Genomic DNA, 24,320 nt, shown 5'->3' with positions numbered 1-24,320 from the left:
GACCGATATCTGGCACTTGGAGCAGCAAGCCTCGTATGAAACATCTTCTCGTCGCAGCGCAGCTCTTCGCTGCCGCCGCCGTGGCGCACGCAGCTGGCTCGGTCACCCTGACCGGCAGCATCGGCAGCCGGGCGATCCTGATCGTGAACGGCAATCCGCCCAAGACGGTGGCGGTCGGCGAGAGCTACCAGGGCGTGAAGCTGATCTCGCTGCAGGCAGAGCAGGCGGTGGTCGAGATGGAGGGCAAGCGCGTCAACCTGCGCATGGACACGCCGGTGAGCATCGGCGGCGGTGGGAGCTCGGGCGGCGGCGGAAGCCGCGTGGTGCTGTCGGCCGACAGCCGCGGGCACTTCATGACCCAGGGCGCCATCAACGGCCGGCCGGTCACCTTCATGCTCGACACGGGCGCCACGGCCATCGCGCTGTCGGCCGACGACGCCCAGCGCATCGGACTGGACTACAGCAAGGGCCAGCGCGTGCTGATGAACACCGCCAACGGCACGGCTACCGGCTACAAGCTGCGCCTGCAGTCGGTGCGCGTGGGCGACGTGGAGGTGTACGACATCGACGCCATCGTCTCGCCTCAGGGCATGCCCTACGTGCTACTGGGCAACAGCTTCATCAACCGCTTCTCGATGCGCCGCGACGCGGACCAGATGGTCCTGGAGAAGCGATATTGATTGCTCGCCCCCAGGCTGCGCGCACTGCGTGCGCTTCGCCAACCCCCTACCGGGGGCGGGCCGGCCGCTTCGGGCGGCCGTGCGCGGCGGCCCTCGCGAAAAGAACCCTGTCGGATCAGGCCTGGGCGGCCGTCACCACGATCTCGATCTTGTAGGCCGTGTTGGCCATCTTGGCCTGCACGGTGGCGCGCGGCGGCGTGTTGCCGGCCGGGATCCAGGCGTCCCACACCTCGTTCATGGCGGTGATGTCGTTGATGTCGGCCAGGAAGATCTGCGTCATGAGGATGCGCGACTTGTCGCTGCCGGCCTCGGCGAGCAGGCGGTCGACCATGCCGAGCACCTGCGTGGTCTGGCCGCGGATGTCCTGCGTGGTGTCGTCGGGCACCTGGCCAGCGAGGTAGACGGTGCCGTTGTGCACGGCCGTCTCCGAAAGACGCGGGCCGACGTGGTAGCGGGTGATGGAAGCCATGGAGCGTGTTCTTTCTACGGTTCAGGTTGATTTCTTCTTGGAGCCGAGCTTCGACTCCGTGCCGGCGGCGAGCCGGCGGATGTTCTCGCGGTGCCGCCAGATCAGCAGCAGGCTCATGACGATGATCGCGACCAGCGCCGTGCGGTCCAGCGGCCAGGCGATGCCGCCGCCGATCAGGTAGTAGGCCGGCGCGAAGAAGGCGGCCACCAGCGACGACAGCGACGAGTAGCGGAAGAAGATCGCGATGATGAGCCAGGTGGCACCCGTGGCCAGCCCCAGCCACGGCGCGATGCCCACCAGCACGCCGGCCGCCGTGGCCACGCCCTTGCCGCCCTGGAAGCCGAAGAACACCGGATACAGGTGTCCGAGGAACGCGGCCACGCCGGCCACCGCGGCAACGCCCTCGCCCAAGCCCCATTGCGCGCCGAACTGGTGGATCAGGAACACCGGCACCCAGCCCTTGAGCGCATCGAGCAGCAGCGTGGCGAGCGCCGCGCCCTTGTTGCCCGAGCGCAGCACGTTGGTGGCGCCGGGGTTCTTGCTGCCGTAGCTGCGCGGATCGGCCATGCCGAGCGCCTTGCTCACGATGACCGCGAAGGAAAGCGAGCCGATCAGGTACGACGCCACGATGGCGATGATGGAAGGCAAGGTGAAGCTCAAGACGGCACTCCGCGGAGGGTGGTTGTTGTTCTATTCGGCGACGACCGCCTGGATGCGCGAGAGGGATCGCTGGAGGGGGAGGGACGTCGCCATGGCGGCGGCTATTCTGCCAGCGCGCATTGCACGGGCTTCGCGCCCAGCAGCGCCACGCACACCTGAGGATCGATGCCTATCAGGTAGCCGCGCCGCCCGCCGTTGAGCACGATGCGCGGCAACTCGAGGATGCTCGACTCCACGTACACCGGCATCTCGCGCCGCGTGCCGAAGGGCGAAGTGCCGCCCACCATGTAGCCGCTGTGCCGCTGCGCCACCTCGGGCTTGCAGGGCTCGACCGACTTGGCGCCGATCTGGCGCGCGAGATTCTTCGTCGACACCGTGCGGTTGCCGTGCATCAGCACGATCAGCGGCTTGGCGTCCTGGTCCTGCATCACCAGCGTCTTGATGACGGTGAACGGGTCCAGCCCCAGCATCTCGGCGCCGCGCTGGGCGCCGCCGTGCTCGACGTATTCGTAGGGATGCTCGGTGAAGGCGATCTTGTGTGCGCGCAGCAGCTGCGTGGCGGGTGTCTCGGAGGTGTGGGCGCTTTTCTTGGCCATCTGGGTGGCAACTTCTGGTTCAGGATCACTTCAGAAAATCCGATGCGCCGCAGCAAGAATCTGCCGCACCACATCGAATTCGCTCGAGCCATGCAGCATACGCCAGCCCCGGTGAACGCGATTTCGTTCCCTCCGTTGCGCCGCCCTGCCCTCACGGCGCTCGTGCTGATGGTCGCGGCAATGCACGCGGCGGTGCTCTGGCTGCTGGTGATTGCGACAAAGCCGCATGGACGCATCGTCGGTACGGCGGAACGCATCGTCGTGGAAATGATGCGGGCACAGCCTCCCGCAAAAGCGGTGGCGCAATCGCCGCATTCCGCATCGTCGCAGCGCCCTGCCGTCAGGCGTCCCCCGCAATCCGCTCGCGCCAGATCGATCGCCGCTCCCGAGACACCGGTCGCCGCTGCTGCGCCGTCACAAGCCGAAAGCCAGGCATCCGCGCCGCCGCTGATCCTCCACTCGGAAAGCACGCGCCGCGCCCTGCGCGACATCGGCGGTGAACGCTCCTTCGCCGAACGGGCCGCCGAGGACCTCGACGGCAGCCCGCGCTCGGGCTTCGACTCCAGGCTCGGCGCGGGCATCGCAGGCGCCGCGCGCGGCGACTGCAGGAAGGGCGAGTTCAAGGGCGGCGGCATGGGCCTGCTGAGCCTGCCTGCCCTCGCGCTGGCCGCAGCGACCGGCGAATGCGCCCGCTGACTGATTAAGGATCAGGCCGCCGGATCGCGGATGTCCCAGCGGATCTTGTCGATCTCGGCCAGGATTTCCGGCGACAGCGTGGTGCCGTACACGTCGAGGTCTTCTTCCAGCTGCGCCAGCGAGGTCACGCCGATGATCGTGCTCGCGACCTGCCACTTGGTGTAGCAGAAGGCCAGCGCCAGCTGCGTGGGCGTCAGGCCGTTGTCGCGGGCCAGCTGGTTGTAGCGCTTCGCGGCACGCAGCGAATCGGGGCGGCCCCAGCGCTGCTTGCGCACCGATTCGTAGCTCGAGATGCGCGCACCCTTCGGCGCATCGGGCCCTTCGATTCCACTCTGGTCGTACTTGCCGGTCAGCAGGCCGAAGGCCAGCGGCGAGTAGGCCAGCAGCGACACGCCCAGCCGGTGCATCGTTTCGTCGAGCCCGTTCTCGTGGCCGCGGCTGATGAGGTTGTAGACGTTCTGCACCGTCGCCACGCGCGGCAGGCCGTGCTGTTCGGCGAGCCGCACGAACTCGTGCACGCCGTAGGGCGTTTCGTTCGACAGGCCGATGGCGCGCACCTTGCCCGCCTTCACCAGCTTGCCGAGCGCCTCGAGCTGCTCGTGGATGGAGGTCTTCGAGGTTTCCTTGGACGGGTCGTAGTAGATGTTGCCGAAGGCGGGCACGTGGCGTTCGGGCCAGTGGATCTGGTAGAGGTCGATGACGTCGGTGCGCAGCCGCTTCAGGCTGCCGTTGCACGATGCCTCGATGTCCGCAGCCGTCATGCCGCTGCCTTCGCGCACCCAGGGCATGCCGCGCGAGGGGCCCGCCACCTTGGTCGCGACCACCAGCTTCTGGCGCGCGCCGGGGTTGGCGGCGAACCAGTTGCCGATGATGGTCTCGGTGACGGAGTAGGTTTCCTTGCGCGCGGGCACCGAGTACATCTCGGCGGTGTCGATGAAGTCGATGCCCCGCTCCAGCGAGCGGCTCAGGATGGCATGGGAGGTGGGCTCGTCGACCTGTTCGCCGAAGGTCATCGTGCCGAGGCAGATCGGGGTGACGTGCAGGTCGCTTTGACCGAGTTGGATCTTTTTCATGCGCGGGATGCTACCGCCGCGCCCCACGGCCCGCTGGCCGCCGCGCCAAAACCCGAGCGCGATGCGCCCATGCACGGCCCCAGCCGCTGTCCTGTGCCGGACTGCGTCAGTACAAAGGCCTCCTTATCATCGGCGCCCATGTACCAAGCCCTCCGCCCCTCCCGCAGCGAATTCGTGCCCGTGCGCAACCTCAGCTACCACGTGCGCCTGTGGGGCCAGCCCTCCGACGAGCGCCCGCCGCTGGTGCTGGCCCACGGCTGGATGGACGTGGCGGCCTCATGGCAGTTCGTGGTCGACGCGATGGAGGAAGAGCGCTTCATCATCGCCCCCGACTGGCGCGGCTTCGGCCTGACTGACGGCGGCGGCGTCGACAACTACTGGATGGCCGACTACCTGGCGGACCTCGAATGGCTGCTCGACCACTACGCGGGCGAAGGCGACGATGCCAGGCAGGTCGACCTCGTCGGCCACAGCATGGGCGGCAACGTCGCCATGCACTACGCCGGCGTGCGGCCGCAGCGCATCCGCCGCCTCGTCAACCTCGAAGGCTTCGGCATGCCCGCGCGCAAGCCCGACGAGGCGCCCTCGCGCTACGGCCAGTGGATCGACGAACTCAAGCGCCTGCACCGCGGCGAGATGGCCCTGGCCGGCTACTCGGCCGTGGACGGCGTGGCCCGCCGCCTCATGAAGACCAACCCGCGCCTCACGCCCGACAAGGCCGCCTGGCTCGCGAGCCACTGGTCGGTGAGCCACGCGCAGCCCGACGGCAGCGAGCGCTGGCAGATCCTGGGCGATGCGGCGCACAAGATCGTCAACGCCCACATCTTCCGTGTCGACGAGACGCTGGCCCTCTATTCGCGCATCACCGCGCCGCTGCTGATGGTGGAGGCCTCCGACGACAGCCTGCACGGCTGGTGGAAGAACCGCTACACCCTCGACGAATTCCACGAACGGCTGAAGTCGGTGGGCAACGTTCGCATCGAGCGGCTGGAGGACGCGGGGCACATGCTTCATCACGACCAGCCGCGGATCGTGGCGCGGATGATCGAAGAGTTCATCGCCTGAGGAAGCGGGCAGCGGCCCGCTGCCCGCTCCCCCGCTCCCCTCTTTACGCACGCGCGGCGCAGCATCACGGCCGGCGCGGCCGTTGGCCTGCTACTTGCAAAGAAAGCCTCACGTCGCTTCGTTGGCACAACGATGAGGCAGACCGTGGTGCGCTTGTGTGCACGGGCGAGCAAACGTTTCACACCTAAGTTCGCAAACGCGGCCTGCGGGTGCTCGCGCGGTGGTCGATGCTGGTGCAGCCGGCATCGTCTTGGGGGTTCTTGAGCCAAAGGGAGTCTCGAATGACCAGAGTCGTACGCGCCCACACACCGCTGGGCGAAGAGCAGCTCATGTTCCGCTCCATGAGCGGCACGGAGGGGCTGTCGCAACTGTTCGAATTCGAGGTCGACCTGCTGAGCCCGAGCATGTCGATCGACATGAAAGCAGTGCTCGGCAAGCCTCTGGCGCTCGAGATACAGACGGCCGGGGAACCGCGCTTCCTCAACGGCCAGATCGTCCGCTTCACCATGATCGGCAAGGAAGGCGACACCTCGCGGCACATCGTCTACCGGGCAAGCGTGCGGCCCTGGCTTTGGTATCTCACCCGCAGCAGCGACTGCAAGATCTTCCAGAACAAGTCGGTGGTCGAGATCCTCGAGGAGGTGTTCGCCGACTACGGCTTCGCTTTCGAGAAGAGGCTCAGCTGCAGCTACCGGCAGTGGGAGTACTGTGTGCAGTACCAGGAGACCGACTTCGCCTTCGTCAGCCGGCTGATGGAGCACGAAGGCATCTACTACTTCTTCGAGCACGGCAAGAGCCAGCACACGCTGGTGCTGGCCGACGACATCGGCGCGCATGGGCCGCTGCCGGCCTATCCGAAGATCAGCTACCTCGCCACCGACCGCGACCTCGCGCCGTTCCAGGAAGTGATCGATCAATGGCAGGTCACGGAGGAAATCCGCCCGGGCAGCTACGTGGTGGACGACTTCGATTTCAAGAAACCGCGCGCCGACCTCATGAACGTGCGAAACCAGCCGCGCGGCGGCGATCATGGCCAGTACGAGATGTACGAATGGCTCGGCGGCTTCAGCGAGTCGGAGCAGGGCGAGCACTACGCGCGCATCCGCCTCGAGGAGGCGCAGGCCCAGGCCGAGCGCGACACCGGCCACACCAACGTGCGCGGCATGGCGCCCGGCTACCGCTTCACCATGCAGAACTGCCCCCGAGAAGACGACAACCGCGAGTACCTCGTGGTGTCGGTCGCCTATGCGCTGCGCGAAGGAGGTTATGCGAGCGGCAGCGAGGCTGCCTCCTACAGCTTCGACTTCGCGGTGCAACCCGCCAGTTGCGCCTTCCGAGCACCGCGCGTGACACCCATGCCGCGGGCCAACGGCCCCCAGACGGCCACCGTGGTGGGCAAGGCAGGGCAGGAGTTCTGGGTCGACCAATACGGCCGCGTAAAGGTGCAGTTCCGCTGGGACCGCTACGGCAGGAGCGACGAGAACAGCTCGTGCTGGGTGCGCGTGTCCAGCGCATGGGCCGGCTCGAACTACGGCGCCGTGAACCATCCCCGCCGGGGCCAGGAAGTGGTGGTCGACTTCATTGGGGGACACCCCGACCGGCCGATCATCATCGGCCGCGTCTACAACGCCGACCAGATGCCGCCGCTGGAACTGCCGGCCAACGTCACGGTCAGCGGCTTCGTCAGCCGCAGCAGGGACGGCTCGGCCGCCAACGCCAACGAGTTCATCCTCGACGACGCGCCGGGCTGCGAGCTGGTGCGAATCCACGCCGAGAAGGACTTCGAGATCGACGTGGAGAACGACCTGAGGATCCACGTCGAGAACGATGAGACCGAGACCATCGACGGCCACCGCAACAGCCACGTGCTGAAGACCGACACGCTCACCGTCGACGGCACGCGCGACACCATCATCAAGAAGAAGGACACCGCCGAGTACCGCAACGGCTCCAAGCTCACCGTCTCGGGCGCGCTCACCGAACATTTCTTCGACAACCGCATCGAGACCACCACCAGGCTCGGTTCGAAGGAGACGGTGCTCAGCGGCCAGTCGGAGGTCGTCGTCAATGCGGGCCTGCGCCACGAGACCTTCGACAAGGGGCTGCTGGTCGACGTGAAGGAGGGCATGGACGAGGAGATCCACACCGGCGACTCGATACTCAAGACGCTCGCCGGCAACCGGCAGGAAACCTACCAGACCGGCTGGCAGCGCACCGTGGTGGGCGGCGGCGGGAAGGACAACATCAAGGGCGGCCTGGAGGAAACCATCGAGACGGGCGACCACAATTCGACCGTTTCGGCCGGCAACTACCACGGCAAGGCGCAGAAGGTGACCATCGAGGCCACGGCGGGCGACGTCGACATCAAGGCCAGCGGCGACTTCACCTTCGAGGGCAACCACGTCAAGCGCGTGAACCGCGTGCTGCTGTGGGACTGGTCGCCCACGGCCGTGGTGGCCACCGGTCTGTCGAGCGCGACCTACGGCGTGAACAACAGCAACGCCGGCCTCACGCTCACGAGCAACATCAAGAAGATGGACGCCACCGCGCAGATCATGAACATGTACGCGCACCAGGCCAACTTCGGCTCGGTGAGCTTCTCGAACGTCGTCGCCGAACAGCACGCCGGCGGCTTCTGGGGCGCCCTCAAGGGTTTCGTGCTCTTCGGATGAGCGCTCAGACCGGATGCCGGATGTCTCCTTCACGGTCTGGTGGGTGCTGGCACCGCTGCTTGCATGGCTGGTGTTCACCTTATGCGTCACGCTCGTGCGCGAGCGCCGCCGGCGCGCCGTGCGACTCGTGCGCATGCGCAGGGCTGCCGACATGCTCGCGAACGGGACGCCCGCCATGGCGCTGGTGATGTCCCTCTCCGACACCGGCCAGCGCCGTTCGGGCGAAGGCACCACGTGGGCGATCGCGAAGCTGCATCTTCGGGTTCATGCCGTGGCAGGCAGCCAAGCCTTCGACGTCGACCAGACCACCGCCATCGCCATGCCCGAGCTGGCCGAGCACGCGGCCGGAAAGACCCTCGCCGTGCGCTTCGACCCGGTGAGCCGTGAAGTCGTGCTCGAGCGCCGCAGCACCGCCCCGGCCTACCACGGCGACGACCTCACCCGCCTTCGCCCATCACCGGAGGCCACAGGCCGATGAAGACCGTTAAACCCTTGCGCCTGGGCATCCTGACGCGGCCGTATCGCTGGCAGGGCGTCGACCAGCTCGGCGTAGCGGTCACGGCACTCGCCAGCCTGGAAGCGGAACCGAAGCTCCTGGCCGACCAGGAGTTGTGGCAGACCGTCGGAGAGGAAATCGGCGGCATGGGCGTGTTCGACATGGGCGTGCCCAAGTCCGTGCCAGAAGTGCTGGCGAGCGGCCACGCCTACACCCGCCACCAGCAGGACAAGACCGAATGCGCCGTGCACCTGCGCATCGCCGGCCTGGATAAGTCCCTGCACGCATCCGGAGACCGCTACTGGCTCGACGGCCGTCTGAGCGAGCCGCAGCCCTTCGAGGCGATGCCGCTGGACTGGGCGCATGCCTATGGCGGGCCGGGCGTGCCGGAAAACCCGGGAGGCATCGGGGCGTTCGACGAGACGATCAACGGCGTGCACACCCGCCGCGCGCCCAACGTGGAAGCCGTTCACGGTCGGGTGCGCTCGCGCGGGCAGGAGGTAGCGCCCGCCAGCTTCGGCCCGGTGCCCATCGACAGCCCCCGGCGCATGGCCCTCATGGGCAGCAGTTACGGGCAGCACTGGCTGGATAGTCACTTCCCCGGCTTCGCTCCGGACATGGACTGGCGCTTCTTCAACGCCGCGCCCGAAGACCAGCGCTTGCCGGCCCTGCAGGAACTGCCGCCCGGCGCTCCTTACGAGATCCTCAACATGCACCCGCACAAGCCGGTGCTCGCCGGCACCCTTCCCGACTGGCGCGCGCGCTGCTTCGCGAGCTTCGAGAAGGACGGCAACGGGCTGAGCGAAATCGCCCTGCGGCTGACCACCGCTTGGTTCTTTCCGCATCGCGAGCGCGTGGCGCTCGTCTGGCACGGTGTGCTGCCGGTGCGCGAGGACGACGCGGCGGACGTGCGGCACATCATGCCGGCGCTGGAGTTGCCCCGGCAGCCGCGCACGGCCCAGCACTACCAGTCGGTGCTGCTCCAGCGGCTGGACACCGCCCGCGGCAGCCTGCTCGCCTTTCGCGACAGCGACCTCGCCCCGAAGGAGATCCTCGGCGACTGGAGCGCCCTTGACGCACCCGACCCGATGCAGCGGCCACTGCTGCGCAACCTTCGCGCCGGGCAGCTGCGCGAACACGAGAAACGGCGCGCGGAACTCGTCGCACTTGGCGTGGACCCCGACAGATACCTGCCGCCCCCCCTGCCGCCGGCCGCATCGCTGCCCTTCGACGAAGTGCCGGAGCATTTCGAGCGCATGCAGGGAGAAATGATGGAAGCCCGAAACAGACTCGAGGCAGAAAGCGCGCGGATGCGCCGCAGGCAGGAAAACGAGATCGACCCCGCCCTGCTCCACAAGAGCCGCGAACAGCCGCAACGCTTCGATCCGGATGCGCTCATCCGGCAGCTCGACCAGCTCGCCGCAACGCCGGTCGCCTCGCCAGCCACCCCGGACCCGGCCCCCGCGCTCATGCCCGCCGGAACCAGGGAGCGGATGACGGTGCAGATCAGACAGGGTTACCTCCACGGCGCCCACCTCTTCGACCCCGCGCCGCCGATGCCTTCGTTCCGCTCGGCAAAGCTGCGCAGGCAATTGGCGGCGGCAGCTCCGGGCGAGCGCGATTTCCGGAACATGCGGCTCGTCGGTGCCGACCTCTCGGGCATGGACCTGAACGGCGCCGATTTTTCCGGCGCCGCCCTCGAGGACGCCAACCTCGAGGGAGCCCAGCTCGCGAACGCCAACTTCAACGGCGCGGTGCTGGCGCGCGCCAGGCTGGCCCGCGCCTCGCTGCCCAATGCGACCCTGCGCAACACCAACCTCGGCGGTGCGCAATGCGAGTTCGCGGATCTCTCCGGCGCCGACATGAGCGGAGCCAATTGCGAAAAGGCGCGCTTCGTGTCGTGCAACATGGCCAACACCACGTTCGACCAGACGCGCCTGGGCGAATGCGAGATCAGCCGGTGCGACTTCCGCGGCGCCGATTGGCACCAGGTGTTCCTCACGAAGCTGCGCATGAGCAGCATCGCCTTCGATGGAGCATCTTTCAGGCAGGTGGTGTGGCTCGAATGCACGCTGGCGAACGTGCGCTTCGTCAACGCGTCGCTGGTGCGCTGCGGCTTCGTCACCACCGACTGCAGCCTGTCGACCGACTTCTCCGACGCACGGCTAGACGCATGCAGCTTTGCGCACGGCAGCACGCTCGCCGGGGCCGTGCTGCGCCGCTGCGTGCTCAGGCATTGCGGGCTGCGCACCACGCCGCTGACGCGCGCGGACCTGGCTAATGCACGCCTGGACAACTGCGACCTCTCCGAATGTGCGCTGCAGGAGGCCAACCTGGAGCGGCTCATCGCCGGCGAAAGCCTCTTCGTGCGGGCCGACCTCACCGGCGCCATTCTGCGCGGCGCCAACCTCATCGATGCCAACTTCTCCAAGGCGGTCTTCACGCAGGCCGACCTGAGCGGCGCCAACCTGTTCCGCACCGACGTGTCTCAAAGCCTGATCGACGGCACCACGCATCTGCTCGGCGCCTACACGCGGCACGCCCGAACCTTGCCCGCGCGACGCGCCTCCGCCGCCGAATGACCCGCGATGAACTCGTCGACAAGGTCCGCCACGGCATCCAGGTCGGCAGCGCCGACTGCAGGGAATGGGACTTGAGCGGCCTCGACCTCTCGGGCGCGATGATGGACGACGTCGACTTCAGCGGCGCGAACTTCTCGCACGCCAACCTCGAGGGCAGCTCGCTGTCGCATTGCACGCTGTCGGGCTGCGACTTCTCCTTCGCTCGCCTGAAGGAAGTGCAGTTCTTCCGCAGCCGCATGGACGCCGCGCGCTTCGAGACTACCGAGCTGGAAGGAGCCTCTTTCGCCGAATGCCACGCGGCGCGGGCCAGCTTTGCGCAGGCCGGGCTCGACCTCGTCAGGTTCTTTCGCTGCGAACTGACCGAGAGCCGGCTTGGGACGCCCCGCTTCGAGCGAGCGAGCTTCATCGAGTCGCAGCTCGGGCAGGCAGATTTCAGCGGCGCGGTGCTGGCCTACGTGACCTTCCTGCGGCTCGACCTGAGGACTACCGTCTTCCAGGGCGCGTCGGCCATGAACGCGATGTTCCTGGAGTGCGACATGAGCGGCCAGCGCTTCGCAGGCCTTTCGCTGCCCATGTGCCAGTTCACCGACAGCCGCATGGACGAAGCCGACTTCGGCAGCGCCACGCTCACCCAGGCCAACTTCAAGGGCGCGACGCTGAAGCGGGCGAACTTCTCCAACGTGGATGCGTGCCAGGCCTTGTTCGCCGAGGCCGACCTTGGCGACGCCGACTGCAGCGGCGGACGCTTCGACCAGTCGATCTGGGTGGAGGCCCTGCTGGAGCGCACCGACTTCTCTGGAGCTCGCCTGCCTCTTTGCGTGTTCCATCGAGCACGCTGCGCCGGCGCGAACTTCCGCGACGCCGCGATGCAGGATGCCGACCTCTCGTACGCCGACCTGAGCGGCGCCGACCTCGGCGGCGCGCACCTCCTGCGCACCCGCCTGCATCGCGCCCAGCAGCAAGGCACCCGGTTTTCCAGCCGCGCCGGAATCATCGAGAACGAGCCCGAGCTTTTCCAGGCACAGGCCTGGTCCGGCCCGCATTGAGCCCTGTCTCCGAACGCCCGCTTTTCCGAGAAACACATCCGCCAACCTCGAAAAGGAATAAGCCATGAATGTCGTTCCACTGCGCCCCGGCCTCGCAACGACCGCCACCCCGGTCCATTTCGTCGGCCGGCTGACGGCCTCGCTGCCGGATTCCGAATTCGAGGTGGAAGACGAACACGGGGAAAGCTGGCGCTGCCGCCGAGCGGCCAGTTGCCTGCTGAGGCCCGAGGCGGGCGATACGGTGCTGCTCTCGGGCCCCGACAGCGCGCGGGTGTACCTGATCGCCGTGCTCGAACAGGTCGACAGTTCGGTCAGCCGGCTCGATGCGGCCGGTGCGCTGTCGATCGAGAGCCCGGCCGGCCTGCGGCTTAGCAGCGGGGCGGAACTGCAGATGCGGGCCGCGCAATGGAACCTGCAGGCCGACAGCGGCCAGTGCCGCGTCGACGACATGCGCTTCACGGGCCAGGCGCTCGACGCCACGGTGGGCCGGCTGCGGCTGGTCGGCCAGGTCTTCGAATCGGTAGCGGACCGCGTGGTGCAGATGGCGCGCAGGGTACTGCGCGTGGTGGACGAGACCGAGCAGGTCCGCGTCGGCCATCTCGACTGCGAAGCCGGCGGCACGGCACGCATGCACGCCCGGCACACCGTGGTCACGGCCAGCGATCTCGTCAAGGTCGATGCCACGCAGATCCACATGGGCTGACCCATCCGCCGCCCGCCTTCATTGCCGAAAGGAGCACCGCCATGTTCGCCAACTGCCAGCTGATGGGAATGGACCTCGCCTTTCCCGACGTCTGCAAGACGCCGCCCGCCGCGATGGCGCCCATCCCATACCCCAACATGGCGTTCGGCCCCACGGCCGTACCGAACGCCTGGAACATCCTCTTCATGTGCATGCCCGCACACAACATGGCGACCACCACGCCGATCACGCTGGGCGACACCACCGGCGCGGGCGGCGGCATCGTCTCGCAGACCTTCATGAGTCAATCGCGGCACGTGACGGGTGCGTTCACCGTGCTGGTCAAGGGCACGCCGGCCACGCGCATGACCAGCCTGAGCACGCAGAACCGGGGCAACATGGTAGGCATGCGCATCGTGCCCAGCCAGTGCAAGGTGATGATCCTCTCACCCTGAAGCCCCGGGGCCGCCGGAACCGGGCCGGCATCCCATATCCGGCCAGCGGATAAGGAAGCGCGCAAATCTTCGTTCGCCTACCGGGCATCGCGCCCTAGAGTGCCCAACTCCTTTCCGCCGTCCCCCTGGAGTTGTCGTCATGTCTTCCTCTTCGCGCGCGCCGTCCTGGCTGCGCCGCTTCGCCCCGCTGCTCGGCGGCTTCGCCCTGAGCGTGGCGGCGCAGCTTTCCGCCCACGCCGCCGACCTGCGCGTGGGCTTCATGCCCGGTCCTTACCGCGACGCCTTCACCAACGGCATCGAGCCCCAGCTGAAGAAGCTGGGCTACACCGTGAAGTACGTCGAGTTCAGCCAGGGCGTTCAGCCCAACGACGCGGTCGAGCGCGGCCAGATCGACGCCAACATCTTCCAGCACACGCTGTACCTCAACGCCACCAACAAGCAGCAGGGCTTCGACCTGGTGCCGGTGGTGCACGTGCCGACGCCGCCGATGGGCCTCTATTCGCAGCGCCACAAGTCGCTCGACGCGGTGCCCGACGGCGCCACGGTCACGCTGCCCTCCGATCCGGTGAATGCAGCACGCGCGCTCAACATCCTCGCGGGCATCGGCTGGGTGACGCTCAAGCCGGGCGTGAGCCCGATCTCGGTGTCGGAGCGCGACATCGTCACCAATCCCAAGCGCCTGAAGCTGGTGCCGCTCGAGGCCGCGCAGGCCCCGCGCTCGCTGGCCGATGCGGACATTGCCGCGGTCCAGGGCAACTTCGCGATCGCGTCGGGCCTGAAGCTCACCGAGGCACTCAAGCTGGAGAACATGACGCTGCCCTACGTGAACGTGGTTGCCGTCAAGCGCAGCAACGAGAACGCGAAGTTCGCGCAGGACATCGCGGCGGCCTACCAGTCGGCGGAGTTCCAGCGCTTCTTCAGGGCCAACCCGGCATGGGCCGGCTACCGGCTGCCCGACTACTTCTCCCAATGAGCGTTTCGAACAAGACCGCGCCGCGGCAGCTGCACCTCAACGTCAACATCCTCCATTCGGGCTTCGTGCCCTCGGCGTGGCGCCTGCCGGAGAGCGATCCGCAAGCGTTCGCCGACATCCGACACTACGTCCGCACCGCGCAGATCGCCGAGGCGGGCAAGCTCGACGCGGTGTTCCTCGCGGACAACGCGGCCATCGTCGACCAGATCCACTTCCGCCCGATCACAGCGCTGGAGCCCACGGTGCTGCTGGCCTGCGTGGCCGCGGCCACCACGCACATCGGCCTGATCGCGACCGCCTCGACCAGCTACAACGAGCCCTACAACATCGCCCGCCGCTTCGCGACGCTCGACCACGTGAGCGGCGGCCGTGCGGGCTGGAACGTGGTGACCACGGCCGACCTGCCCTCGGCGCGCAACTTCGGCCTCGATGCGGTGCCCGACCATGCGAAGCGCTATGCGCGCGCCTCGGAGTTCACCGACATCGTGAAGGCGCTGTGGGACAGCTGGGAGGACGACGCCTTCGTCGGCGACAAGGCCAGCGGCAGCTTCATCGACACGGCCAAGGTGCACGCCATCGCGCATCGCGGCGAACACTTCGCGGTACAGGGGCCGCTGAACCTGCCGCGCTCGCCGCAGGGGCACCCGGTGCTGGTGCAGGCCGGAGCCTCGGCCGACGGGCGCGAGCTGGCGTCGCGCCATGCGGAGGCGGTGTTCTCCGCCTCGCAGTCCTTCGAGGAATCGCTGGCATACGCACGAGCGCTCAAGACCCGCGCCGCCGAGCTGGGCCGCGGCCCCGACGCGGTGAAGGTGCTCGCGGGCCTGACCACCATCGTCGGCGCCACCGAGGCCGAGGCCATCCGCCGGCGCGACGAACTGGTCGACCTGATCCCGTGGGACTACAGCCTGACGCGCATCGCCGGCACCCTGGGCATCACGCCCGACCGGCTGAAGCTCGACGAGCGCCTGCCCGACAACCTGCCGCTGCCCGCCAACGGCAACGGCAACCACACCTTCTTCAACGCGGTGGTCGCGGCCGGCCGCACGCACGGCTACACGGTGCGCCAGCTGATCCGTGAGCTCGCGGGCGGCGGCGGGCACCGCGTGGTCGTGGGCACGCCGGAGCAGATCGCGGACGACATCGAACGCTGGTTCAGGGCCGGTGCGGCGGACGGTTTCAACCTGATGCCCGACGCGCTGCCGCACGGGCTGCAGGATTTCGTCGACGGCGTTGTGCCGATCCTCCAGAAGCGCGGGATTTTCCGCACGGAGTACGAAGGGCGCACGCTGCGCGACCACCTGGGGCTGGCGCGGCCCTCCGGACGGACGGCGCAGCGGCTGGCGGCCTGAAGACGGCTTGTTGTTCAGGGAGCGATCACGCCGACGGGGTACCTTGCTCCGCGAATGTCCTCCGGCCTGCGGCCTCCCCCTTTATTTCGCTGCGCAAGGCACCCCATCGTCGTGATCGACGAGCGCAGCGCTCATGCGGCCGGCACAAGCAGAGCGTCCCTGTGCACAGGGCGTCGGGTGCTCCCCGCAGCGAAATAAAGGAGGAGGGCCGCAGGCCCGGGGGACATTCGCGGAGGGGAGTACCCGGCGGCCTGTGCACGCGCCCCGAGCCCCCAGCTCACTCTTCGTCGGCGTCGTTCCCGGTGAGGGACAGGACTTCTTCGACGAAGGCCTCGAACAGCGGCAGCGCAGCAGGCAGGCCGTCGAGCGACTCCGCTTCTCCCGCGTCGAAGAAATGCTGCTTGCCCGCTGGAATAGAAGCCCATTCGCCGGCTTCCAGCAGCAGCCCCAGATAGCCGTCGGCGGTCGGCACATAGAACAGCCCCGCGCTCTCGAGCACGCGCTGCCCCTTCTTCTTGCCGCGCCCCCAGCTCACGCCCTGCCCGGCCAGGTGTTCGGTGATCCAGCCGTCGCACACATGCGTGTCGCGCCAGCTTCCCTGAGCATCGAATACGGCCAGAACGGGCATGGGGAGCCTTTCTTGAAAGGAGGATTACTGCAGGAAGCTGGGCTTGGCGTAGCCCTGGAACTTGCTGTCGACCACCGCCTTGAACTCCTTCGAGCGGTAGGCATCGGCGATGTCCTTGGCCCACTGGGTGTTCTTGTCGGCGGTCTTCACGGCGACCACATTCAGGTAGTAGTCGGGCGTCTTTTCGAGCACCACGGCTTCGGTGAGCTTCAGGCCCGACGAGATCGCGAAGTTGCCGTTGACGATGGCGTACTCGGTATCGCCGAGCGAGCGCGGCAGCTGGGCGGCTTCGAGCGGAATGAACTTCAGCTTCTTCGGGTTCTCGGCCACGTCCTTCTCGGTGGCGCGCAGCGGATCGATGCCGGTCTTCAGAGTGAGCAGCTTGTTCTGCTCCAGCAGCACCAGCGCGCGGGCCAGGTTGCTCGGGTCGTTCGGCAGCGTCACGCGATCGCCTTCCTTCACGTCGGCCAGCGTCTTGCGCTTGGTCGAGTACACGCCCATCGGCGCGATCGGGCCCTGCACCAGTTCGGCGAGGTCGAGCTTCTGGTCGGCCGCGAACTTCTTCAGGTAGACCTGATGCTGAAAGAAGTTGGCGTCGAGCGAACCCTGGGCCAGCGCGAGGTTGGGCTGGACGTAGTCGTTGAACTCGACCAGCTTCACCTTGTAGCCCTTCTTCTCGAGGATGGGCACGATGCCCTGCTTGAGCTGATCGGCGTTGGAGCCGGCGGTGCCGCCGATCACCAGGTTCTTCTTGGCGGGGTCTTGCGCATGGGCCTCCAGCGAGAGGCCGCCCAGCGAGAGGGCTGCCAGCGACAGGGCGAGAACGGAACGGCGCAGGAAAACGGTCTTCATGAGATTGGAAAAACAAGAGAGGAAGAAAGAAAGATCAACGCTTGTCGAGCCTGCGTGCCGTGGCGTTGCCGGCGAATTGCAGGATCTGTACCAGCACGACGAGCAGCGCCACGGTGAGCACCATCACGTCGGTCTGGAAACGGTAGTAGCCGTAGCGGATGGCCAGGTCGCCGATGCCGCCGCCGCCCACCACGCCGGCCACGGCCGAATAGGAAAGGAAGCTCACGGCCAGCACGGTCAGCGCCAGCACCAGGCCCGAGCGGGCCTCGACCAGGAGCACGCGCCAGACGATCTGGAGCTCGGTCGCGCCCATGGCGTGTGCCGCCTCGATCACGCCGCGCGGCACTTCGCGCAGGCACTGGTCGACCAGCCGCGCCAGGTAGGGAATGGCCGCGAACGACAGCGGCACCGCGGCCGCCAGCGGCCCGATCGAGGTGCCCGCGATCACCCGCGTGAACGGCACCAGCGCCACCAGCAGGATGATGAAGGGGAACGAGCGCACCGTGTTCACCAGCCAGTTGAGCACCAGGAACGCCGGCTTGTTCTCCAGCGACTGGCCCGGCCCCAGCAGGAACAGCAGGATGCCCAGCGGACCGCCGATCAGCACGGCCGCCGACAGGCCGATGGCCAGCATCAGGAAGGTCTGGCCGGTGGCGACCCACAGCTCGGGGAGGATGGGAGCGATGTTCTCAAACATAGGCCAGCTCCTGCGCGCCCGCCTGGGCGGACGGTTGCGCCGCGCGGGATTCGCGCGCATCGCGCTCGCGGCGGCGCACCAGCTCGTCGATCTCGCGGCCCAGCGCGGTCTTGCGTTCTGCCTCGCCGGCCGCATCGACCGCGAACTGCTCCACCAGCCGACCCTTTTCAAGAATGGCCACGTTGCGGCACAGCACCTCGACCACCGACAGCTCGTGCGTGACGATCACGATGGTCACGCCGATCTTCTGGTTGATGTCGCGCAGCGTCTCCAGCAGGGAGCGCGTGGTTTCGGAGTCGAGCGCCGAGGTGGGCTCGTCGCACAGCAGCACCTGCGGGCGCGGCGCCAGCGCGCGGGCGATGGCCACGCGCTGCTTCTGGCCGCCGGAGAGCTGGGCCGGGTAGGTGTCGATCTTCTCCGCCAGGCCGACCAGGGCCAGGCACTCGCGCACGCGCGCGTCGATCTCGGCCTTGGAGTGGCGGCCGTGGATCTTCAGCGGGAAGGCCACGTTGTCGAACACCGTGGCGTTCTGCAGCAGGTTGAACTGCTGGAAGATCATGCCGATGTTCTGGCGCGTGTCGCGCAGCTCGCTGCGCGAGAGCGTGGTGAGGTCGCGCCCGCCGACGAAGACGCGGCCCGCGTCGGGCCGCTCCAGCAGGTTGATGAGGCGCAGCAGCGTGGACTTGCCGGCGCCGCTCTTGCCAATCAGGCCGAACACGTCGCCCTGCTGGATGTCGAGCGACAGCGACTGCACGGCGTCGAACACCTCGCCGTTGGGCAAGGCGAAGGATTTCTGCACCGATTGGAGACGGATGACTGGCGCCGCGTGATCGCCGCGGCCCTGGTCAGGCGTAGGGTGGGTCATGGAGAAGAAGCGCGGCCCGCGCGGGTGGCGCAGGTCGCGAGGTTCGCAAAAAGGTGCCGAGTATGAAAAGAAACGCAGCGAAAGGGAACGAACAAATCGGCGCTTGCTTATGCACCAAAGCGCATAAGGGCACACCCTACACCGCTTTCCGTCGCCATATGGGCCATATGGATATGAGCATTGGTTCGTTCCCTTCGGCATCGGGCAATGCCACATTCGCGCCTTCGTTTTTTCCGATTCGCGCAAGCACATGCATACCAATTTCCGCCGCCGTACCTTCGCCCTCGCCACCCTGGCAGCCGCCCTCCTCGCAGGCTCCGGCGCATTCGCGCAGGACAAGAACTCGATCAAGGTCGGCGTCTCCGTCGGCAACGGCGAGCAGATCTTCGAGGTGGTCAAGAAGGTCGCCGCCAAGGACGGCCTGAACATCCAGGTCGTGGTGTTCAACGACTACCAGCTGCCCAATGCCGCCCTGGCCTCGGGCGACCTCGACGCCAATGCCTTCCAGCACCAGCCCTTCCTGGACAACCAGAACAAGGCGCGCGGCTTCGACATCGTGCCCGTGGGCCTGACCATCACCGCGCCGCTGGGCTTCTACTCGCGCAAGATCAAGTCCATCGACCAGCTGCCCGACGGCGCCTCGGTCGGCATCCAGAACGACCCGTCCAACGGCAACCGCGCCCTGCTGCTGCTGCAGTCGGCAGGCCTCATCACGCTGAAGCCCGAGGCGGTGAAGAACAACAACGCCACCCCGCTGGACGTGGTGACCAACCCCAGGAAGCTGAAGCTGGTGGCCCTCGACGCCGCCCAGCTGCCGCGCTCGCTGGACGACCTGACCATCGCCTCCATCAACAACGACTACGCCGAGAAGGCCGGCCTGTCGCTGAACAAGGACGCGGTGATCAAGGAATCGCCCAAGAGCCCCTACGCCAACCTGATCGCGGTGCGCCGCGCCGACAAGGACAAGCCGTGGGCCAAGCGCCTCGTGGCGGCCTACCAGTCGCCGGAGGTGAAGAGCTTCATCGAGACGCAGTTCAAGGGATCGCTGGTTCCGGCGTTCTGAATCCGGTCTTTCTCCCTCCCCCGCTGGGGGAAGGGCCGGGGTGGGGGCAAGCGGTGCTCGCATGGAACGCTCTGCCCGCCCCCATCCGCCCTTCCCCCAGAGGGGGAAAGGAGCAATACGGTGCCCTCCTCGGCGGAACACCGGAGCATGAGAAAATGCCCGGTTTCCCCCGAACACAGTCAGGACACCCCATGGACGCAGAACAGATCAACCAAATCGGCGCGATGCTCGCGGACCTGAGCGCCCGGACGGTCGATTTACGGAGGTATCTTTGACTACGATGCCAAAGCCGAACGCCTGAGGACGGTCAACGCATCGCTCGAAGATCCCAACGTCTGGAACGACCCGAAGAAGGCCCAGGAACTGGGCAAGGAAAAGAAGTCGCTCGACGACGTGGTCGTCACGCTCGACCGGCTCACCAGCGGCCTGGCCGACAACACCGAGCTCTACGAGATGTCGAAGGAAGACGGCGACATCGCCGGCCTGCAGGCCATCGCGGATGACGCCGCCGCGCTCGAAGCCGACATCAAGCAGCTCGAATTCCGCCGGATGTTCAACAACCCGGCCGACCCGCTGAACGCCTTCATCGACATCCAGGCCGGCGCCGGCGGCACCGAGGCCTGCGACTGGGCCAGCATGCTGCTGCGCCAGTACACGAAGTACGCCGAGCGCAAGGGCTTCAAGGCCCAGCTCGAGGACGAAACCCCCGGCGACACCGCTGGCATCAAGAGCGCCACCATCAAGGTGGAAGGCGACTACGCCTTCGGCCTGCTGCGCACCGAGACCGGCGTGCACCGCCTCGTGCGCAAGTCGCCCTTCGACTCCTCGGGCGGGCGCCACACCAGCTTCGCCAGCATCTTCGTCTACCCGGAGATCGACGACTCCATCGAGATCGAGATCAACCCGGCCGACGTGCGCACCGACACCTTCCGCGCGAGCGGCGCCGGCGGCCAGCACATCAACAAGACCGACTCGGCCGTGCGCCTGACGCACATCCCGACCGGCATCGTGGTGCAGTGCCAGGACGGCCGCAGCCAGCACAGCAACCGCGACGTGGCCTGGAAGCGCCTGCGCTCGCGCCTGTACGACCACGAGATGCGCAAGCGCCAGGAAGAACAGCAGAAGCTGGAAGACAGCAAGACCGACGTGGGCTGGGGCCACCAGATCCGCAGCTACGTGCTGGACAACAGCCGCATCAAGGACCTGCGCACCAACGTCGAGGTCTCGGCCACGCAGAAGGTGCTCGACGGCGACCTCGACGTGTTCATCGAGGCCTCCCTCAAGCAGGGCGTGTGATACCGATGAGCCTGCAAAGCCTGAAGGGTGGCAAGGTCGAAGCCTTCATCTTCGACATGGACGGCACCATGATCGACTCCATGCCCTGGCATGCGCGGTCGTGGGTCGAGTTTGCGCAGAACCACGGCGTGAAGCTCGACGTGAGCGAGATCCTCGCCCGCACCACCGGCCGCACCGGCACGGAAAGCATGCGCGAGTTGTTCGAGCGCGAGCTTTCTGACGACGAGTGCCAGGCCATGGTGCACGAGAAGGAAGAGATCTACCGCGCCCTGTTTCACGACAACTTCACCGAGGTGGCGGGCTTCACGGCCTTCGCCAAGGCGGCGGTTGCACGCGGCTTGAAGGTGGCCGTCGGCACGGCCGGCGACCGGCACAACATCGAGTTCGCCATGTCGCGCCTGAAGATGGACCCGCTGCCGCTGGCCATCGTGGGCGGCGACGAGGGTTTCACCGGCAAGCCCACGCCCGCCATCTTCCTGGAAGCCGCGCGCCGCATCGGCGTTGCGCCCGAGCGCTGCATCGTCTTCGAGGACGCCCCCTTCGGCATCGAGGCTGCCCGCCGCGGCGGCATGCGCGCCGTGGCCGTCTGCAGCACCCATACCGCCGCCGAGCTGGCGGGCCCCCATGTGATCGCCGCGGTTCGCGACTACGACGAACTCGCCCATTCGAAATTTCTGGAGACCCTCGATGCTGCTACGTGACGCACAAGGCCAACCGATCGCCATCCGCCGCGAAGACTACGCCGCTCCGGCCTACTGGATCGACACCGTCGACCTGACCTTCGACCTCGACCCCGCCAAGACCCGCGTGCTCAACCGCATGCAGATGCGCCGCAACCCCGAGGCGCCGGTGCAGCCGCTGCGCCTGGACGGCGACGAGCTGAACCTGGCGCGCGTGCTGGTCAACGGCCAGGGCGCGTCGTTCCGCATGGAGGGCGACCAGCTGGTCATCGACGGCCTGCCCGACAGCTTCGAACTCGAGATCTTCACCACCTGCTGCCCCATCAAGAACACCAAGCTGATGGGCCTGTTCGTGAGCGAGGACACCTTCTTCACGCAGTGCGAGGCCGAGGGCTTCCGCCGCATCACCTACTTCCTCGACCGTCCGGACGTGATGGCGAGCTACACCGTCACCCTGCGCGCCGCCAAGGCCGCGTACCCGGTGCTGCTGTCGAACGGCAACCTCGTCGAACAAGGCGAGCTGCCCGAGGGCCGCCACTTCGCGAAGTGGGTCGACCCGTTCAAGAAACCCAGCTACCTGTTCGCCCTGGTGGCGGGCAAGCTGGTGGCGCGCGAGCAGCGCATCAAGGCGCGCAGCGGCAAGGAACACCTGCTGCAGGTGTACGTGCGCGCCGGCGACCTCGACAAGACCGAGCACGCGATGAATTCGCTCATCAACTCGGTGCTGTGGGACGAGGCCCGCTTCGGCCTGCCGCTGGACCTCGACCGCTTCATGATCGTCGCCACCAGCGACTTCAACATGGGCGCCATGGAGAACAAGGGCCTGAACATCTTCAACACGAAGTACGTTCTGGCCAACCAGGCCACCGCCACCGACGCCGACTACAGCAACATCGAGAGCGTGGTCGGCCACGAGTACTTCCACAACTGGAGCGGCGACCGCGTGACCTGCCGCGACTGGTTCCAGCTCTCGCTGAAGGAAGGCCTCACCGTCTTCCGCGACCAGGAATTCAGCCAGGACCTGTGCGCCGACGCATCGGCACGCGCCGTCAAGCGCATCGAGGACGTGCGCGTGCTGCGCACCGCCCAGTTCCCTGAGGACGCTGGCCCCATGGCCCACCCGGTTCGGCCCGACAGCTACATCGAGATCAGCAACTTCTACACCGTCACCATCTACGAGAAGGGTGCCGAGGTGGTGCGCATGATGCAGACGCTGGTCGGCCGCAAGGGCTTCGAGAAGGGCATCACGCTCTACTTCGAGCGCCACGACGGCCAGGCCGTGACCTGCGACGACTTCGCGCAGGCGATCGCCGACGCCAACCCTGAATCGGAACTCGCACGCCTGCTGCCCCAGTTCAAGCGCTGGTACAGCCAGGCCGGCACGCCGCGCCTCGCCGCCCACGGCGTGTACGACGCGCAGAACCGCAGCTACACCCTGAGCGTGGTGCAGAGCTGCCCGCCCACGCCGGGCCAGCCGACCAAGGAGCCGTTCGTCATTCCGGTGAACATCGGCCTGCTCGACGCCAGCGGCCGCGAACTGCCGTTGCAGCTCGAAGGCGAAAGCGACGTGACGCGCGGCACCCGCCCCCTGGTGCTGTCGCGCGCCGGCGAGCAGATCACCTTCGTGGGCCTCGACGCCGAGCCGGTGCCCTCCATCCTGCGCGGCTTCAGCGCACCGGTGATCCTCGACTTCGAGTACACCGACGCCCAGCTGCTGACCCTGCTGGCCAACGACCCCGATCCGTTCAACCGCTGGGAAGCCGGCCAGCGCCTTGGCCTGCGCGCCGCGCTGAACGGCATTGCCGCGCTGGCCACCGACACCACGCCAGTGCTGAACGAGGCGTACATCGACGCCATGCGCAGCGTGCTGCGCAACCCGCAGCTCGACGCCGCCTTCAAGGAACTGGTGCTCACGCTGCCGTCGGAAACCTACATCGCCGAGCAGCTCGACGTGGTCGATCCGCAGCGCGTGCACCTGGTGCGCGAAGCCATGCGCGCGCAGCTGGCCACCGCCCTCTTCGCCGACTGGCAATGGGCCTATGAAGAGAACCACGACACCGGCGCCTACAGCCCCGATCCGACCTCCTCGGGCCGCCGCGCGCTGGCGGGCATGGCGCTCAATTTCCTGTGCCTGGCGGCGCGCTCCTCGGGCGACGTCGTGTGGCCGGGCAAGACGCTGCAGCGCTTCAAGGACGCGGGCAACATGACCGACCGCTTCAACGCGCTCAACGCCTTGGTGGCGTCGGGCCACACGCTGGCGGCGCAGGCGCTCGCTCGCTTCCACGCCATCTTCAAGGACGAGGCGCTGGTCATCGACAAGTGGTTCTCGCTGCAGGCCGGCGCGCCCGACCGCGGCGGCGACATCCTGCCACTGGTGAAGCAGCTGATGAAGCACCCCGACTTCTCGCTGAAGAACCCGAACCGCGCGCGCAGCGTGATCTTCAGCTACTGCAGCGCCAACCCCGGTGCCTTCCACCGCCCCGACGCGGCCGGCTACGTGTTCTGGAGCGAGCGCGTGATCGAGCTCGACGCCATCAACCCGCAGGTCGCCGCCCGCCTCGCACGCGCGCTCGACCGCTGGAGCAAGCTGGCCGAGCCGTACCGCAGCGCCGCGCGCGAAGCCATTGCCCGCGTGGCCGCCAAGCCCGACCTGAGCAAGGACACGCATGAAGTCGTGACCCGCGCCCTGGCAGGAAACTGAGCACACCCCCAGGCTGCGCGCACTTCGCGTCGCTTCGCCACCCC

General features: G+C 67.4%; 23 protein-coding genes. 15 read left to right on the top strand and 8 right to left on the bottom strand.

What is annotated here, in order from left to right; genetic code table 11:
- Window positions 1-35: 35 nt before the first annotated feature.
- The gene (locus G369_RS0132540) at window positions 36-680 is read left to right on the top strand and encodes a retropepsin-like aspartic protease family protein (protein ID WP_019658261.1); all 645 of its coding nucleotides are present in this window, start codon (window positions 36-38) and stop codon (window positions 678-680) included.
- 115 nt (window positions 681-795) lie between these two features.
- Here G369_RS0132540 and G369_RS0132535 read toward each other — a convergent pair whose 3' ends face one another.
- The 3 genes from G369_RS0132535 to G369_RS0132525 all read right to left on the bottom strand — a co-directional run bounded on the left by G369_RS0132535 (window position 796) and on the right by G369_RS0132525 (window position 2,405).
- On the bottom strand, window positions 796-1,149 hold the full coding sequence (locus tag G369_RS0132535; protein ID WP_019658260.1) for a RidA family protein: 354 nt from the start codon (window positions 1,147-1,149) through the stop codon (window positions 796-798).
- A 21-nt stretch (window positions 1,150-1,170) separates the two neighbouring features.
- Window positions 1,171-1,809 (bottom strand): glycerol-3-phosphate 1-O-acyltransferase PlsY, encoded by a 639-nt coding sequence (plsY, locus tag G369_RS0132530; RefSeq protein ID WP_019658259.1) that lies wholly within the window; start codon window positions 1,807-1,809, stop codon window positions 1,171-1,173.
- A 101-nt stretch (window positions 1,810-1,910) separates the two neighbouring features.
- Window positions 1,911-2,405 (bottom strand): aminoacyl-tRNA deacylase, encoded by a 495-nt coding sequence (locus G369_RS0132525; RefSeq protein ID WP_019658258.1) that lies wholly within the window; start codon window positions 2,403-2,405, stop codon window positions 1,911-1,913.
- Between the two features lie 42 nt (window positions 2,406-2,447).
- Here G369_RS0132525 and G369_RS36735 point away from each other — a divergent pair, with 42 nt between their 5' ends.
- Window positions 2,448-3,101, top strand: coding sequence for a hypothetical protein (locus G369_RS36735; protein WP_019658257.1), 654 nt, complete (start codon window positions 2,448-2,450; stop codon window positions 3,099-3,101).
- A gap of 11 nt (window positions 3,102-3,112) precedes the next feature.
- On the opposite strand, the gene G369_RS0132515 is transcribed toward G369_RS36735, so the two are convergent.
- Window positions 3,113-4,174, bottom strand: a complete 1,062-nt coding sequence (locus tag G369_RS0132515) for an aldo/keto reductase (protein WP_019658256.1) — start codon at window positions 4,172-4,174, stop codon at window positions 3,113-3,115.
- Window positions 4,175-4,312: 138 nt separating this feature from the next.
- Here G369_RS0132515 and G369_RS0132510 point away from each other — a divergent pair, with 138 nt between their 5' ends.
- From G369_RS0132510 to G369_RS0132470, 9 genes are all read left to right on the top strand, one after another.
- Entirely contained in the window at window positions 4,313-5,239 is a 927-nt protein-coding gene (locus G369_RS0132510) for an alpha/beta fold hydrolase (RefSeq protein ID WP_019658255.1), read from the top strand.
- Window positions 5,240-5,520: 281 nt separating this feature from the next.
- On the top strand, window positions 5,521-7,911 hold the full coding sequence (locus G369_RS0132505; RefSeq protein ID WP_019658254.1) for a type VI secretion system Vgr family protein: 2,391 nt from the start codon (window positions 5,521-5,523) through the stop codon (window positions 7,909-7,911).
- Between the two features lie 13 nt (window positions 7,912-7,924).
- Complete coding sequence (locus G369_RS0132500; protein WP_019658253.1) at window positions 7,925-8,389, top strand: hypothetical protein; 465 nt, start codon at window positions 7,925-7,927, stop codon at window positions 8,387-8,389.
- Window positions 8,386-10,989, top strand: a complete 2,604-nt coding sequence (locus tag G369_RS0132495) for a DUF2169 family type VI secretion system accessory protein (RefSeq protein ID WP_019658252.1) — start codon at window positions 8,386-8,388, stop codon at window positions 10,987-10,989. Before G369_RS0132500 ends, G369_RS0132495 begins: the two co-directional genes overlap by 4 nt.
- Window positions 10,986-12,035, top strand: a complete 1,050-nt coding sequence (locus G369_RS0132490; protein WP_019658251.1) for a pentapeptide repeat-containing protein — start codon at window positions 10,986-10,988, stop codon at window positions 12,033-12,035. The genes G369_RS0132495 and G369_RS0132490 overlap by 4 nt, the downstream gene beginning before the upstream one ends.
- Window positions 12,036-12,099: 64 nt before the next feature.
- Entirely contained in the window at window positions 12,100-12,738 is a 639-nt protein-coding gene (locus G369_RS0132485; RefSeq protein WP_019658250.1) for a DUF3540 domain-containing protein, read from the top strand.
- 41 nt (window positions 12,739-12,779) lie between these two features.
- On the top strand, window positions 12,780-13,172 hold the full coding sequence (locus G369_RS0132480) for a DUF4150 domain-containing protein (RefSeq protein WP_019658249.1): 393 nt from the start codon (window positions 12,780-12,782) through the stop codon (window positions 13,170-13,172).
- A 139-nt stretch (window positions 13,173-13,311) separates the two neighbouring features.
- Complete coding sequence (locus tag G369_RS0132475; protein WP_019658248.1) at window positions 13,312-14,145, top strand: MetQ/NlpA family ABC transporter substrate-binding protein; 834 nt, start codon at window positions 13,312-13,314, stop codon at window positions 14,143-14,145.
- The gene (locus tag G369_RS0132470) at window positions 14,142-15,494 is read left to right on the top strand and encodes an LLM class flavin-dependent oxidoreductase (RefSeq protein WP_019658247.1); all 1,353 of its coding nucleotides are present in this window, start codon (window positions 14,142-14,144) and stop codon (window positions 15,492-15,494) included. The genes G369_RS0132475 and G369_RS0132470 overlap by 4 nt, the downstream gene beginning before the upstream one ends.
- A 277-nt stretch (window positions 15,495-15,771) precedes the next feature.
- Here G369_RS0132470 and G369_RS0132465 read toward each other — a convergent pair whose 3' ends face one another.
- Genes G369_RS0132465 through G369_RS0132450 form a run of 4 tightly spaced genes read right to left on the bottom strand, consistent with a single transcriptional unit; the run spans window position 15,772 to window position 18,536 of the window.
- Entirely contained in the window at window positions 15,772-16,122 is a 351-nt protein-coding gene (locus G369_RS0132465) for a cupin domain-containing protein (protein WP_019658246.1), read from the bottom strand.
- 24 nt (window positions 16,123-16,146) lie between these two features.
- Window positions 16,147-16,974 (bottom strand): MetQ/NlpA family ABC transporter substrate-binding protein, encoded by an 828-nt coding sequence (locus G369_RS0132460; protein ID WP_019658245.1) that lies wholly within the window; start codon window positions 16,972-16,974, stop codon window positions 16,147-16,149.
- A 34-nt stretch (window positions 16,975-17,008) separates the two neighbouring features.
- Window positions 17,009-17,671 carry a methionine ABC transporter permease gene (locus G369_RS0132455; RefSeq protein WP_019658244.1) on the bottom strand — a complete coding sequence of 221 codons (663 nt, stop codon included), beginning with the start codon at window positions 17,669-17,671 and terminating at the stop codon, window positions 17,009-17,011.
- Complete coding sequence (locus G369_RS0132450) at window positions 17,664-18,536, bottom strand: methionine ABC transporter ATP-binding protein (protein WP_019658243.1); 873 nt, start codon at window positions 18,534-18,536, stop codon at window positions 17,664-17,666. Before G369_RS0132450 ends, G369_RS0132455 begins: the two co-directional genes overlap by 8 nt.
- Window positions 18,537-18,786: 250 nt before the next feature.
- Between G369_RS0132450 and G369_RS0132445 the strand changes: the two genes are divergently transcribed.
- The 4 genes from G369_RS0132445 (at window position 18,787) to pepN (ending at window position 24,276) form a co-directional block, all read left to right on the top strand.
- Complete coding sequence (locus G369_RS0132445) at window positions 18,787-19,599, top strand: MetQ/NlpA family ABC transporter substrate-binding protein (protein ID WP_019658242.1); 813 nt, start codon at window positions 18,787-18,789, stop codon at window positions 19,597-19,599.
- A 191-nt stretch (window positions 19,600-19,790) separates the two neighbouring features.
- A protein-coding gene (gene prfB / locus G369_RS0132440) for a peptide chain release factor 2 (RefSeq protein ID WP_099047499.1) occupies window positions 19,791-20,895 on the top strand; the annotation gives its coding sequence in 2 pieces (ribosomal slippage) (window positions 19,791-19,871 and window positions 19,873-20,895; 1,104 coding nt in all).
- Between the two features lie 5 nt (window positions 20,896-20,900).
- Entirely contained in the window at window positions 20,901-21,596 is a 696-nt protein-coding gene (locus G369_RS0132435) for an HAD family hydrolase (protein WP_019658241.1), read from the top strand.
- Entirely contained in the window at window positions 21,583-24,276 is a 2,694-nt protein-coding gene (gene pepN, locus G369_RS0132430; RefSeq protein ID WP_019658240.1) for an aminopeptidase N, read from the top strand. The genes G369_RS0132435 and pepN overlap by 14 nt, the downstream gene beginning before the upstream one ends.
- Window positions 24,277-24,320 lie beyond the last annotated feature (44 nt).

It is taken from the genome of Variovorax atrisoli 110B (assembly GCF_000382045.1).
Lineage (GTDB): Bacteria > Pseudomonadota > Gammaproteobacteria > Burkholderiales > Burkholderiaceae_C > Variovorax > Variovorax atrisoli.
The sequence above is the reverse complement of the archived record's forward strand: the minus strand, read 5'-3'. Positions and strand labels throughout refer to the sequence as shown.